The sequence below is a fragment of the Candidatus Bathyanammoxibius amoris genome (assembly GCA_024451685.1).
GTDB classification, from domain to species: domain Bacteria; phylum Planctomycetota; class Brocadiia; order Brocadiales; family Bathyanammoxibiaceae; genus Bathyanammoxibius; species Bathyanammoxibius amoris.
Window position 1 is genome coordinate 17,627 of record JAMXCW010000012.1, and the last position, 13,417, is coordinate 31,043.

Genomic DNA, 13,417 nt, shown 5'->3' on the forward strand with positions numbered 1-13,417 from the left:
CGTCATCACTGTATTGAAAACCCGCCGTCCACAAATATTGTCTGTCCGGTTATATAATCAGACCCGCTCGCGGACAGGAAGACCACCGTGCCTACAAGGTCTGAAGGTTGTCCGAGCCTTTTCATGGGGACCTTGCTCTCCAGCGCCTTTCTGACCTTTGCGTCTTCAAGCATTTTTCTGGTAATCTCCGTCTCCATCGTCCCGGGTGCTATGGCGTTTACGTTGATGTTGTACCTGGCCCATTCCACGGCCAGCGCGCGAGTAAGCTGGATAACACCCCCCTTGCTCGCACAATAAGCGGATGCATTCCTTGCGCCGAGGGCGCCCATGGCCGCCGCCATGTTTACAACCTTCCCCCTCTGTCGCTCTATCATGTGCCTGCCAACGGCCCTGCAACATAGATAGGTGCTTGTCAGATTGGTGTTAATCAGCCTGAACCAGTCCTCGACCGCCGACTCCACTATGGGCTGCCCCATGTACGTCCCCACGTTGTTGACCAGGACGTCAATCTTTTTGAACTTCGCAAGGGTTTTTTTGACCACCTTCTCAACGTCCTCAGGTATGGTAACGTCGGCCGCTATCGTAAGCGTCCGCGCGCCGATGTCCGAGACCTCCTTCTCGGCCTCTGCCAGCTTAACGGGCCCGCGGGCCACCATCACTATATCGGCACCCGCCTCTGCCAGTCCCATGGCCATACTCTTGCCAAGGCCCTGGCTCGCGCCGGTTACCACGGCCACATGGCCCCTCAATTCAAACTGTTCCATGCACATAGCTTATATGCTCCAGTACCTATCTTGACGGAAACCCGCGGACGTAGACTACAACGGCTTTCATCTCTTCTCCGTTCATCTTCTCCTTAAAGGAGAACATCCTGCCCGGAGAGCCGTTCGTTATCTGCTCTATCATCCGTTCGTCCGTTGTTCGTTTCTGCCACTCGGGGTCATTGAAATCCGGGAACTCTATGCCCTCCGCCATTGCTGCCAGCCCTTTTCCCAGGTCCGTACCCCTGCCGTCCACACCATGGCAGGGCGTGCAGTGCTCCTTGTAAAGGGCCTTCGCATCTATTTCAGCCCCAACAACAACCATTGCCGGACACAGAAACATGACAATACAACATAATATACTCGTTACCGCAGTCAGGATATCTTTCATAATCGTCATTCCCTACTAAAAGACAGACAAATATACAGGCTGGCAACAAAATGCTAGCAGGAAACGCAACCAAAATCAACTTAAAGACTTGCGGAGATGCCTTTATCTGCTACAATTCTCTACTATTGGAGAACAAACTACATGACTGTTAGCAAAAAAGGCCTCTGGATACTTGTCGGCCTGTTTATAAGCGGTATCTGCCTCTGGCTCTTCCTGAAGGAAATAGACTGGGAAGAGTTGTCCCGCGCGCTGCATGAGGCAAATTATATATACGTAATTCCCGTTGTGCTGCTTACCGTTTTGACTTACCTGGTAAGGACCGCCCGCTGGGAGCTTCTCATACTACCGCTCAAGAAGGTGTCTTTTACAAACGTCTTTTCCGCCATAACTATAGGGTTTATGTCAAACCACCTCTTGCCCGCCAGGGCGGGTGAAATCATCAGATGCGTCGTCCTCAGCAGGAGCGAAAAAATGAGGGCAACGGGGATCTTTGCCACGGTGGTAATGGAAAGGCTCCTGGATTCCGTGAGCCTGATCATCTTTGCCACAGTGGTGATTGCTATTATCTCGCCCCATGGTGGAGGAGTCAACCCCATTAACGATGAAACCCACCTGTTCAGTCAGTTAAAAGAGGGTATCTGGGTGCTGGCAGGAGTAAGTTTTGTTACCGTAGTTTTTCTCGTCTTGTTGGACGTTTACTCTCAAAAGGCTCTCGACCTTACTGATAGACTGTTCTTTTTCGTGCCACACGCCATCAAGGACAAGATACGGCACCTCCTCGAGTCCTTTGTGCAAGGTTTGAAGGTCCTGAAAAATATAAGGCAGGTCCTCTGGTTAACCTTTCTCTCCTTCAGCGTGTGGATCTTGTTTGCGGTAGCAATGGTGGTACTTGGCTACTCATTCGGGATACAAATTCCCTTTGCGGGGATGTGTTTCGTACTCGTGTGCATTTCACTGGCGGTTGCACTTCCACAGGCGCCCGCCTATATCGGGGTTTTTCACCTTGCCGTCCAAAAGAGTCTTGAACTCTTCCATGTAGCCCCAGCGGCCGCCCAGAGTTTTGCCATCGTTCTGTGGGGGATAAGCGTCTTCACCTCTATAGTCTTAGGGCTATTCTTTCTCTGGAGGGAGGGCCTGAGCTTTGGCCAGATCGTAAAGGCACAGGAGGTCTCCGACAACAATACTACTGCAAAGGAACCGTCCTGACGAGCTGCCGCCCTATATCATCCGGCCTCTGCCGTTGACGGTCGAGTTTTTTCCAGTACGCGCATGATAACCATACCCGCGAAGAACCCGCCTATGTGCGCCCCCCATGCAATCCCACCTCCGGCGTCCGCAGCCGCGGTGAAGGCCACAACACCACTGAAGAACTGAATAACGAACCAAAAACCCAGGACAGCCAGAGCCGGCAGTTCAACCACCGTCCAGATAAATAAGATAGGAATAATGCACAACACCCTGGCCCCGGGGAAGGTAATTATGTACGCACCCAGAACGCCCGCTATAGCGCCGCTCGCCCCGATGCAGGGGATGACGGCCACGGGGCTTGCCGCCACGTGAACCACGCCACCGATGACACCGCATGCGAGATAAAACGCCAGAAACCTGAAGTGCCCCAGCCTGTCCTCCACGTTGTCCCCAAATACCCACAGGTATAACATATTCCCTGCGATGTGGATTAGCCCGCCGTGCAGGAACATGCTTGTTACAAACGGAAGGAAGGTGGCCGTGATGAGTGAGGGGTCGCGGCTGAGATGGTTTAGAAAGAAGACGACTTTTGACGGCACAACACCGTAGTGGAGGATCAGGTCCTCAACGGCGCTTCCCAGCGCCATCTCATAGGCAAAGACCATTCCGTTGAGAATGATGATAGATACAGTAACGTACGGGTACGTACCGGTGGGATTATCGTCCCTGAAAGGTATCACAACAACTACCAGCCCTTCATGAATAAGCTAGCGGGGAAGGTTGACAAGCAGTTCATAGTAGGGAAAGCCGCTGCCGGGACACTGTGTGTCCCGCATGTGCCGGTGCAATATCACGTTCTCTGAGGGTATGTCGCAAAGCCCCTGAAGCTCCGCAACCAGTTCCGCCAGGCTCTCCATCTGGTCTTTTGTGGGGCTTCCCGCCTCGAAATCGCCAACAAGGCATACCCCTATACCATGCTGATTATATTCTGCAGACCCTGCGTGGGCCCCGTCAATCTGCCCTGTCCACCTGTGCCCCGTCTCCACAAGACCGTTTCTCGAACCGTGTCCGTTACCAATAACGAAATGATAACCAAGCCCCCTGTCCCACCCCCTTTTGTTACGGTGAAATTTGTCGAAGCTGGCAGCACTTCCGGAGGGAGTCGCACTATGATGAACCACTATGTATTTCCACTTGTTTGGAACAACCTTCACCCGGGGCAGCTTGAGCTTGCGCGGTGCCCACTTTCTTTCCACCACGGGCTTCGGTATCGGCCTTACAACCGTGCTGGGCGGCGCCACCGTGCCGCACCCACTTACTATAATAATATACGCAACAAAAGAGGCCACAAGGACCCATCTGTTCCACCTGTCCATAAACATTCCTGTATGACAAGACGTATCTGCAGATTTTTGCATATAACTCACATCCACCTAGAATTGTTTCTTACTGTCCAGCAGGATAGTGACCGGCCCATCATTGGCCAGTTCCACAAGCATTTTGTCCTGAAACCTCCCTTCCACCACGGGTACCCCCACCTGCCGAAGGCGCTCGACAACCAGGTTGTACAACTTTTCGGCCTTTTCAGGCACCGCCGCATTAACAAAGGACGGCCGTCTCCCCTTTCGGCTGTCGCCGTAGAGGGTAAACTGTGAAACCACCAACACCCCTCCGCCTGTCTCCTTCAGAGAAAGGTTCATCTTCCCCCGGTCGTCCTCAAAGACCCTGAGCCCGCAAACCTTTGCCGCCATATATTCTGCGTCTTCCTCGGTGTCGTCCTTCCCCACACCAACAAGGACCGCAAGGCCGTGGCCGATCTCACCGACAACGTCCCCCTTAACCTTCACCCTGGCATATTTTACCCGCTGAACCACTGCCCGCATGAGGATAAATTCTTCCGTATGTTCGTTACACAAATCTTACCCGCGTATGTCATGACCACACCATGACCGTTAACAACAATGAATCTTACATGATATTAGAGCAGAGTAAACTCTGCCGCTACAATATTTATTAGTGTACAGCATCTTCTGGCCCTCAGTGAAAGCCTGTAAAATTATAAAACCCCCTCATTCTTCCGGTCAAGGAAATTATGACCCTCAATCGTGCCATATTATAGACGATAAAGTACCGCCGCTCCGTGCGAGGTTCATTTCCCCCCCCCCCCTTCCCTGCGACTAAGCAACGCAGGGCGTCACGCCCCCTGACGAATAAGGGTCGGCATCTACTGTTTGACAAAACGCGTAACAGTTGTTAAACTTGCCCTGTCGTAACTCACCAGCTCGGCTTATACTTATAACAGCAGGATTAAGATTATGCCTCTCAGATATTTGCCCGGTATCCTCCTTTTACTACTGGCAATTCCAACGGCTGCCAGCACCCCTGCTGCCGGCGAGGTTCAGAAGGCTGTTGTTCCGGTACTCGGCGTGGAAGAACTGAGAGCCGGCATGACGGGCTATGGAAAGACCGTCTTCAAGGGCGACAGGATTAGCACGTTCGACGTAGAGATACTCGGCGTCCTAAAGAACTGGGAGGCCAAGACGGACATGATACTGATAAAGATGTCCGGGGACCCCATCGACAATACAGGCATAATCTCCGGGATGAGCGGCAGTCCCGTATATATAGACAACAAGCTCATCGGCGCCGTGTCATACGGCTGGAGTTTCGCAAAGGAGGCGATTGCCGGGGTAACTCCGATAAAAGACATGCTCAACGTAATGAGCCTCAGCGCAGACCCGGCGAAGGCCGGTGAAGGGTCCCATCGCGCCGTTCGTCCATGGGAATCGTCCTTCTCCCTGCAGGAACCTACCGTAAAAGAGATGCTGTCAGACATGGGGAGTTCCGAGTCTCACCCCCTTCGTCTCGTGCCTATAAAGACGCCCCTCGTCGTTTCCGGCTTTGACCAGAGGGTTATAAAGGACATGACTCCTGTCCTGGAAAGGTATGGACTGTTTCCGGTTCAGGGCGGTGGAGGGGCATCTGGAACCGCGTACGCTTCGCCGGAGCTGGTACCGGGCGCGGCAGTGGCCGGCGTGCTTGCCTCCGGCGACATAAACGCCTCTGCCGTCGGCACTGTCACTTATCGCGATGGCAACAACATCCTGGCCTTCGGCCACCCCTTCATCCAGTCCGGCGAAACAGACATGCCCATGGCCGGCGCCTATGTATATGCCGTGGTGCCAAGCCAATCCACGTCGCTTAAAATAGCCGCCCCCACAAGGATTGTAGGACGAATCACACAGGACAGAAAGACCGCGCTGGCCGGATGCATCGGCGAATTCGCAGACATGATACCATGTCACATCAGCGTAAAAGGCGCCCAAAACGTCGAATATAATTTCAGCGTGATAAACGACAGGTCCCTGACGCAGACGCTCGTTCAGTGGGCCGCGGAAAGCGCGCTGTTAGCCACAGAGCGACAGACAGGGGACAAGACCATAAAACTCCGCCTGTCCCTGCACGTAGACTGCATGGACAGACCCATAAAGATAGAAAACACGATGTACGAGCCCCATCCAACATGGTCCCCGGTATATTACATCACTCAACCCATCTCTTCTATAATGAACAATAACTTTCAGGACGTGAAGATAGAGAAGATAGACCTTGAAGCCGAGGTGTCGTCAGACCGCAAGGTGGCCCGAATACAAAGCATACACGTAGACAAAAAGCACATAAAGCCCGGAGAGACCGTCCGCGTAACAGTCACGATTAAACCATTCGGACATGAGCCTGTCACCACGACAATTCCGATACAGATACCGCCGGACACGGCCCCCCGCAGCAGTATAGTCCTAAACGTGTGCAGTTCAAACGCCAGCCAGGCTATAGAAAGGAGCAGGGCGCCTGACATATTTAATCCCTCTAGCTTCGAACATCTCGTAAACATCCTGGAAGGCACGGAACCCAACACTAACCTCATCGTGCGCGCCTTACTCCCAAAAAGAGGCATTACCTTTAAGGGTCAAAGGTTCCCCTCCCTACCTTCCTCACTGCTGAGCACCATGTCACATTCCAACCAGAGCGGTGTCAGCCGGTTAATGGACGAAGTGGTCTACCGGGAACCGGTCGAGTGGATACTTGCCGGCTCCAAGACACTCTACCTGTTCGTGGATGACGGTTGATATGAGACCCCTGCACAGGCACCCGTTCAAACTGACCACAGGACACCTTTCATTCCTTGTAATGTCATTCCTTCTGGCAACATTCCTCCACGCCGTTGAGACCCGGGCCGTTTCCACCAAATTCTTGAAGGAATCCCCATCCACGGGCTTTGACGAAGGTGAAATGTCCAATACCTCCCTGACCGCGACGGTGATAAAATTATCTCCAAAAGTCACACGTATAGAAGGCATAAAGGAACAATACGTGTGGTGTCTCACGAAGGACGAGTACGGCAATCTTTACATAGGAACAGGCGACCCCGGCTCGGTATATAAAGTCTCCCCTACGGGCAATTTTTTCCTGCTCTACACCTTCCAGGAACCCTACGTGCAGTCCCTGGCAGTGAGTCCGGCCGGAGACATATTTGTCGGAACGGCACCCCAGGGCATTATTTACAAAATAACTCCCTGGAGAGACGTCGTTATGGTATGTGACCTCCCCGACTCCTATGTCTGGAAACTCCGGTTCGATAAGACAGGGAGGCTCTATGCGGCAACGGGTCCAGAGGGCAAGATATACACTATAGCCGACGATGGTGAGGCAAGCGTCTTTTTTGATTCTTCCCAGTCTCACATCCTTGACATGATTGTGGATGGAGAGGACAACCTGTATGCATGCAGTGAACCGGACGGGCTTGTCTACAAAATAACACCCGGCGGCAAAGCCTTCGTGGTATACGATGCGCAGGAAGGCGAGGTGCACTGTCTTGCCCTGGACGGTAAGGGTAATTTATACGCAGGGACGGCGTCCGGTGCGCGTCCGCAATTACCCATGCTCCGCCAGCCTCCCGCCGCTCCATCTATCGGGCCGCTGCGGCCTATCGAGCCTGTCCCGCCGGTGGAGGTAGACGCCCTTCAGCAGGCACCGCTGCCCACACCTCAGCCTCTCCAAATACCGAGAGCAAGGCCGGGCTACAGACCTCCCCCCTATCCTGCCACCCCCAAGGCGAAAAACGTCGTCTATAAGATTACGCCCGGCGGTGTCATTAAGAGGATTCCTTTGCGTAAGCCCGGGTTCATATTCGCACTCTCCGCAGACCCGGACAACAACGTCTATGTAGCAACGGGTGATAAGGCCGGGCTGTACCGGATAGACAAGGACGAGAATGTCAGCACCTTGCTCGAGGTAGAGGAGTCTCAGATCCTCTCCCTCTTATTCCTGAACAAGAAAGGGCTTTTTCTCGGCACCGGTAATAAGGGGTCTCTTTATCAACTCTCCCGGACGTATGCCGGGAAAGGTTTCTTCGTGTCATCTGCTTTTGACGCAAAGATTAATTCATCCTGGGGAAACGTCTCCTGGGACGTGGAGGTCCCCGAAGGCACAAACCTCACCATCGCCACACGAACCGGCAACAGCAAAAAGCCCGACAACACCTGGAGTGAATGGTCTGCCGAGCTTGCGGCGCAGGCGAAAACGCAAAGCCCGTCATCCCGCTTCATACAATACCGTGCCAGTCTTTCTACCACCCTGCCCAACGCCACACCGACCCTGAAGAGCGTCTCTATAGCCTATCTGCCAACGAACCAGCCGCCGGAGATAATCTCATTATCCGTTGACTCACACGCCGTTCGCAAAGCCGCCCGTGCCAGGATGTATGGTCCCCGCCAAAGACCCGACAAGCCTCCAGGCCTGCGCAGGCCGGCCCCGGGACCCTCACAAAGAAGACCTTCCGACATGGCGAAACCACCGGGTGGCGGTTCCAAACTAATAAAATGGCAGGCGTCCGACCCCAACTATGACAACCTGAGCTTTACGCTCTATCACAAGGGCGTCAGGGAGAGAAACTGGAAGCTCTTGGAGGAAAAAACGACAAAGTCCTCTTTTGTATGGCAGACCACAAGGGTGCCGGATGGAGAATATCTTGTAAAACTTGTGGCCACAGATAACCCGGACAACCCGCCGGAAGTAAGCCTGACGGCCGAAAAGACCACCCAGCCCTTCATAATTGACAACACGCGGCCCCAGGTGAGCAGCCTTTCCGCCTCATACGCCGGAGACAATAACGTCGCCGTGACAGGCTCCTTCACTGACGATCTATCTGATATATCCAGGCTGGAATACTCCGTTGACGCCGCGGACTGGGTGGTTATATTCCCGGAGGACAAGATATTTGACGAAAGTGAGGAGTTTTTTCACTTTATCGTAGAAGGGCTTACCTTCGGAGAACACACCGTCGTGATAAATGCCACCGACAAAGAGGGAAATATCGGCAGCGGCAAGGTGTCGGTAGATCTCTGGGATTAGACTAAAGAAGGGGAAATCCCACCCGCGCCCTTCTTGTATGACCTGTAATTGGTCAGGCAAACTACACAATAATCAATGAAATAAGGGCACCCTGATTGAGACAGGGTGCCCTTATAATACTGACTTCATTAACAGCCTTTATTTCTTGACTGTCTTCTTCTGGGCCTTTTGCTGTGCATAGAAGGCCTTTTCGAGCACCATCAACCTGTGGAAGGCAGGGTAGCAATCTTGACCATGCACCGCATGGTCCAGACCGATTCTCTCTACCTCCGCTGACACCCTGATACCCATGGTGTACTTCATAAGGAACCATATGAAGCCTCCGCAGGCAAATCCCCACGCCATAACAATAACTACGCTTATAAACTGGGCAAGAAGCTGCCATCCGGAACCGACGATAAGACCGATGACTCCGCCGTAACTGCCGTCGGCGAAGATGCCCACAGCCATTATCCCCCACAGCCCGCACGAGCCGTGGACCGATACCGCGCCCAGCGGGTCGTCAACCTTGAGTTTCCAGTCCAGAAGCCATGTGCTCCCCATCATGATAAACGCGGCAATTATCCCTATCACTACGGCTGCCCACGCCGGAACCCAGGCGCACGGGGCCGTAATGGCGACAAGGCCGCCAAGCGCGCCGTTGCACATCCATCCCACGTTCGGCTTACCCTGTTTCAACCATGTCACAAATACAGCGACGACCGACCCTGCCGCACCTGCCAGGAAGGTGTTAACGATCACGACGGAGGTTCTCAAATCCGTTGCGGCAAGGGTACTGCCCGGGTTAAACCCGAACCAGCCGAAGTACAGGAACAATGTGCCTACCACCACATAGGTCATATTGTGGCCCGGCATGTTGTTCGGTGTTCCGTCAGCGTTGAACTTCCCCTTACGCGGCCCTAACGCCCACGCGCCCACAAAACCCATGATGCCGCCTACCGCGTGGACAACGCCGGAACCGGCAAAGTCCAGGGCGCCTGAGCCTATAGGCAGTTGGCTGAGCCAGCCGCCCCCCCAGATCCAGTGGCCGTAGATAGGATAGACTACACCGGCAACGAAAACGGCGTGGATAATGTACGCGGGAAAGCTGCATCTGCCCGCAATCGCGCCAACGGGTATGACGACGGCCTTGGTTAAGAAGACCATCTGGAACATCCAGAGTATGAAGGTATTTACGTCGTATGCGCCCCCGTAAAGTAACCAGCCGCTGTAGCCTATGGCGTCATTTCCCGCCATCGTCCCGGGGTAACCGCTGCCCCCGAACATCAGGGCAAACCCCCATACCCAGAACACAAGACCCGCTAGGGTGGTGTCAAGGAAGGCCTGGCACAGATAGTTCAGCATGTGCCTGGCGTGGAGGAACCCGCCCAACAGCGCGAAGCCGGACTGCATCATAAACACCAGTACCGCGGCAAGTACCGTCCAGGTAAAGTTCACCGCCGAGTGCACGCCCACTACAGTGGACATGTCAACCGATGAACCGTCGGCGTCACCTATACCTTGAAGGGTCCAGGGGACTGTAGTCTCTATGGGTTTTGGTGGAGGGACCCATGGCTTTACCTCTTCCCCCAGTACCATGGTTGCAGGGTCACAAAAGTACCCAATGGCGTAGAGCACTAAAAACGGGACGACAAAAGGTAAAAGTCTTTTCATCATTCATTTCTCCTAAGTAAGCTGTACACTGTACAGCTGCATCAGTTAAAAAGACTTTTATTACCCGCGTCGCGGCCGTCGGGGCGCTGGCGCACCCCATGGCACAAGACCCCTGCCATTGGGAAAATAAAAGATACACGCAGGTCCTTTTCAGAACAGACACTTCTTTATTTCATCGCCTATCTCCTGCATAAATGCCGTGCTTAGATAAGGATTCCCACTTCACTTGGGGCACAGTCTACCATAGACGAAAAGCCCTTTGTACAAAAAAAACAAACCCGATTACTGTTCCGAAACCCCTTGCCCGCAAAGCCCACAGCGCCACGCCCCAGGGCTAAAGAAACAAAACAGATAAAGACATACCGTTTAAGTAGCTATTTACCAAGGGATTAAAGACAAAAATGTTTATATTTTCCCCGCGATTCCACAGAATTCCCTTGACAACCTAAAGGTTTATTCCTAATATCCTTACACTTTTGTAAACTTTGCACGTTGCCGTGGCCCAAAGCCTGTTCCGGGCCAGGGGGTTAATATACATGACTGACTGCCGAGCCTTTTTTTGTTTTATAACCGTATTTCTCGTTATTGGGCTGTTGTCTTCGTCTGCATTCTCTGAGAACTACGTAATTAATGGAAGCCTGCAGACGAAAGGCAAAAAGAGGCATATCGTAAACACTAACGTTCGCAGTGAGTCTTTGCTTATTAAGGGTAACAAGGTTTACATTCGGGTATTCCTTGATGTAGGGGCAAGACACATTGGGGACACAAGCAGGACCAAAGAGTGGCTGTATCTGTTGCCCAAGGATGTGGTTTACGACGAGGTGAGTAAACGTATTTTTTATTATAAGAATAACTCCGAGATTGAGATAGCAAGGGAGAAGAGCTTTTTGGGTTTTATGCCGTATATGGCCCTGGCTGACGGTGTGAAGGTAATGAGTTCCCCCACCGACGCCAAGTTATTGGTTTCACTCGGCAAGAGTGATAGGAGTGTTCCGGTTCCAGGGTTATCTCCTGAAGATGGTATGGAGGAGAGCTTGAACAAGAAGTGCGGTCAGTGCCACGTATTGGAATACATATATTCCCACGAGGAGTGGATTGAGGAAGACGTCCTGCACGCGTTCAACAGGATGCAAATGGAAAAGCAAAAATTCACAAAGAAACAACAAGAAATAATTGACCTGTTTAAAGAATACCAAAAAGGTGAAATAGACGAAGGACACCTTGCCGAGTTCAAGTTATTGAAAGAAATTGCCGAGAAGGACGTGGTCGACTTTACAAAAGGCGTATACAAGAGCAATTGTGTACCCTGCCACAACCAGTCAGAGATCTCAGACGTCTCTGCACAGTACACCTCACGCAGATGCAAGAGCGTCATCGAGCGAATGAAAGAAAAGAAGCCATCTCTATTTCTCAACGCTGACACAGACAGGCTGGCCAGTCAGCTCTGGGAGATAAAGCTTACACCCGGGGGTGGCTCTTGAACGATATTAGATTAGTACGGTGTTTTGAGTGCGGAGTTATGAGTACGGAGTTGTCGTGTCTTTTAGAAAAGTAGTTCGTTTAACTGAAAAGTAACGTACAATTTAACAGTTAAGTAGGCAGGATAATTCTCTAACAAAGGAGAGGAATATGGGAAAGGGAGCCTATTTAGGCATATCATCATTCATTGCTTTGGTGATGTGCGCGCTATACGCATCAACTGGTATGGCCCAAGAACTATCTCCCGCTCAGGCAGGGGATTTAGAAGGCGTAATCGACACAGGTGATAACGCATGGATACTCACATCTTCAGCCCTGGTGTTAATCATGACTCCTGGCCTTGCCTTGTTTTATGGTGGTATGGCAGGGGCAAAGAATATGGCAAACACGCTGTGGATGTGTTTCATCGTCATCTGTGTTGTAAGTGTACAGTGGGTGCTCTGGGGTTACACCCTGTCGTTTGGCGAAGGTAACTGGTTCATCGGCGGTTTTGACTGGGTCGCACTCCAGGGAGTTGGCCAAGAACCTACTGAAGGGTCGACGTTACCCCACCTTACCTTCATGATTTTCCAGTGTATGTTCGCCATTATAACCCTCGCTCTAGTAAGTGGTGCCATTGTAGAACGAATGAAGTTCACCGCATGGTTATTGCTTATACCATTGTGGACGACGGTAGTCTATGCGCCGATATGCCACTGGGTATGGGGGCCGGGGGGTTGGCTCGGAAGCTTTGGAGCGTTAGACTTTGCTGGCGGTACGGTTGTGCATATCACTTCAGGCGCCTCCGCCTTGGTTCTATGTTTGTTCTTGGGGGTACGCAAAGGATACCCGAAATCTGTGCGCCCGCCGCATAACATACCATTTACACTGTTGGGCGCATCTTTACTATGGTTTGGGTGGTTCGGTTTCAACGCCGGAAGTGAATTAGCTGCCGACGGTCTTGCTGCAAGCGCCTTCGTGGTCACGAATACCGCAACGGCCTGTGCAGGGTTTACTTGGGCCATGCTTGATTGGGCCCATTCCGGGAAACCAACTCTGGTCGGTACTTGTTCCGGTGCCGTCGCAGGGCTTGTTGCCATTACGCCGGCCTCGGGTTTTGTAGGTCCCATGGGATCGATTGCAGTAGGTGTCGGTGCAGGCCTGGTGTGTTACTACGCCAGTGTCTACCTGAAAAGAGCCCTGGGTTACGACGATGCCCTTGACGTTGTCGGGATACACGCCTTTGGTGGAACCTGGGGTGCCTTTGCAACCGGGCTCTTTGCTCAGTTGTCTGTAAACCCAGGCGGCGCAGACGGCGCAATTTATGGCAACCCTTACCAGCTGATACCACAGTCCGTAGGCATCGCAGCCTCATGGGCTTGGGCCTGCGGCATTACGGCGATTCTGGCCCTGATCATAAAATACACAGTGGGCTTGAAGGCAAGTAGTGCTGATGAACAAGCTGGTATGGATATCACTCAGCACAAGGAGATTGCTTACACACATGAAACATAAACTGGCCTTGTCTGTTCTTTCTGATTAGAAGGTCAGTGCA

At 52.5% G+C, this 13,417-nt stretch carries 11 protein-coding genes; 5 read left to right on the forward strand and 6 right to left on the reverse strand.

Annotation, left to right across the window (positions count from 1 at the left end; genetic code table 11):
- Positions 1 to 5 precede the first annotated feature (5 nt).
- Together NOU37_07480 and NOU37_07485 are read right to left on the reverse strand one after the other, a co-directional pair.
- Positions 6 to 764 (reverse strand): glucose 1-dehydrogenase, encoded by a 759-nt coding sequence (locus tag NOU37_07480; GenBank protein MCQ4575068.1) that lies wholly within the window; start codon positions 762 to 764, stop codon positions 6 to 8.
- A 25-nt stretch (positions 765 to 789) separates the two neighbouring features.
- Positions 790 to 1,152: a cytochrome c gene (locus NOU37_07485; GenBank protein ID MCQ4575069.1), complete on the reverse strand. Its 363-nt coding sequence runs from the start codon at positions 1,150 to 1,152 to the stop codon at positions 790 to 792.
- A 141-nt stretch (positions 1,153 to 1,293) separates the two neighbouring features.
- Here NOU37_07485 and NOU37_07490 point away from each other — a divergent pair, with 141 nt between their 5' ends.
- Entirely contained in the window at positions 1,294 to 2,358 is a 1,065-nt protein-coding gene (locus tag NOU37_07490) for a flippase-like domain-containing protein (protein MCQ4575070.1), read from the forward strand.
- A gap of 17 nt (positions 2,359 to 2,375) precedes the next feature.
- Here NOU37_07490 and NOU37_07495 read toward each other — a convergent pair whose 3' ends face one another.
- The 3 genes from NOU37_07495 to dtd are packed head-to-tail and all read right to left on the reverse strand — an operon-like array spanning position 2,376 to position 4,223.
- Entirely contained in the window at positions 2,376 to 3,080 is a 705-nt protein-coding gene (locus NOU37_07495; protein MCQ4575071.1) for a rhomboid family intramembrane serine protease, read from the reverse strand.
- 27 nt (positions 3,081 to 3,107) lie between these two features.
- Positions 3,108 to 3,716 carry a peptidoglycan recognition protein family protein gene (locus NOU37_07500; GenBank protein ID MCQ4575072.1) on the reverse strand — a complete coding sequence of 203 codons (609 nt, stop codon included), beginning with the start codon at positions 3,714 to 3,716 and terminating at the stop codon, positions 3,108 to 3,110.
- 57 nt (positions 3,717 to 3,773) lie between these two features.
- Positions 3,774 to 4,223: a D-aminoacyl-tRNA deacylase gene (dtd, locus tag NOU37_07505; protein ID MCQ4575073.1), complete on the reverse strand. Its 450-nt coding sequence runs from the start codon at positions 4,221 to 4,223 to the stop codon at positions 3,774 to 3,776.
- A 432-nt stretch (positions 4,224 to 4,655) separates the two neighbouring features.
- On the opposite strand from dtd, the gene NOU37_07510 reads away from it, so the two are divergent.
- Together NOU37_07510 and NOU37_07515 are read left to right on the forward strand one after the other, a co-directional pair.
- Positions 4,656 to 6,467 carry a hypothetical protein gene (locus tag NOU37_07510; GenBank protein MCQ4575074.1) on the forward strand — a complete coding sequence of 604 codons (1,812 nt, stop codon included), beginning with the start codon at positions 4,656 to 4,658 and terminating at the stop codon, positions 6,465 to 6,467.
- Position 6,468: 1 nt separating this feature from the next.
- Positions 6,469 to 8,751: a hypothetical protein gene (locus NOU37_07515; protein ID MCQ4575075.1), complete on the forward strand. Its 2,283-nt coding sequence runs from the start codon at positions 6,469 to 6,471 to the stop codon at positions 8,749 to 8,751.
- 138 nt (positions 8,752 to 8,889) lie between these two features.
- Here the strand turns inward: NOU37_07515 and NOU37_07520 are convergent, their stop codons facing one another.
- Positions 8,890 to 10,407: an ammonium transporter gene (locus NOU37_07520; GenBank protein ID MCQ4575076.1), complete on the reverse strand. Its 1,518-nt coding sequence runs from the start codon at positions 10,405 to 10,407 to the stop codon at positions 8,890 to 8,892.
- A gap of 533 nt (positions 10,408 to 10,940) precedes the next feature.
- Between NOU37_07520 and NOU37_07525 the strand changes: the two genes are divergently transcribed.
- Together NOU37_07525 and NOU37_07530 are read left to right on the forward strand one after the other, a co-directional pair.
- Positions 10,941 to 11,885, forward strand: coding sequence for a hypothetical protein (locus NOU37_07525; GenBank protein ID MCQ4575077.1), 945 nt, complete (start codon positions 10,941 to 10,943; stop codon positions 11,883 to 11,885).
- A gap of 148 nt (positions 11,886 to 12,033) precedes the next feature.
- The gene (locus NOU37_07530; protein ID MCQ4575078.1) at positions 12,034 to 13,377 is read left to right on the forward strand and encodes an ammonium transporter; all 1,344 of its coding nucleotides are present in this window, start codon (positions 12,034 to 12,036) and stop codon (positions 13,375 to 13,377) included.
- Positions 13,378 to 13,417 lie beyond the last annotated feature (40 nt).

Bases quoted from the DNA above. Each gene is read 5' to 3' on its own strand.
- NOU37_07480 (MCQ4575068.1), bottom strand. From the start codon at position 764: ATGGAACAGTTTGAATTGAGGGGCCATGTGGCCGTGGTAACCGGCGCG.
- NOU37_07485 (MCQ4575069.1), bottom strand. From the start codon at position 1,152: ATGAAAGATATCCTGACTGCGGTAACGAGTATATTATGTTGTATTGTC.
- NOU37_07490 (MCQ4575070.1), top strand. From the start codon at position 1,294: ATGACTGTTAGCAAAAAAGGCCTCTGGATACTTGTCGGCCTGTTTATA.
- NOU37_07500 (MCQ4575072.1), bottom strand. From the start codon at position 3,716: ATGGACAGGTGGAACAGATGGGTCCTTGTGGCCTCTTTTGTTGCGTAT.
- dtd (MCQ4575073.1), bottom strand. From the start codon at position 4,223: ATGCGGGCAGTGGTTCAGCGGGTAAAATATGCCAGGGTGAAGGTTAAG.
- NOU37_07510 (MCQ4575074.1), top strand. From the start codon at position 4,656: ATGCCTCTCAGATATTTGCCCGGTATCCTCCTTTTACTACTGGCAATT.
- NOU37_07515 (MCQ4575075.1), top strand. From the start codon at position 6,469: ATGAGACCCCTGCACAGGCACCCGTTCAAACTGACCACAGGACACCTT.
- NOU37_07520 (MCQ4575076.1), bottom strand. From the start codon at position 10,407: ATGATGAAAAGACTTTTACCTTTTGTCGTCCCGTTTTTAGTGCTCTAC.
- NOU37_07525 (MCQ4575077.1), top strand. From the start codon at position 10,941: ATGACTGACTGCCGAGCCTTTTTTTGTTTTATAACCGTATTTCTCGTT.
- NOU37_07530 (MCQ4575078.1), top strand. From the start codon at position 12,034: ATGGGAAAGGGAGCCTATTTAGGCATATCATCATTCATTGCTTTGGTG.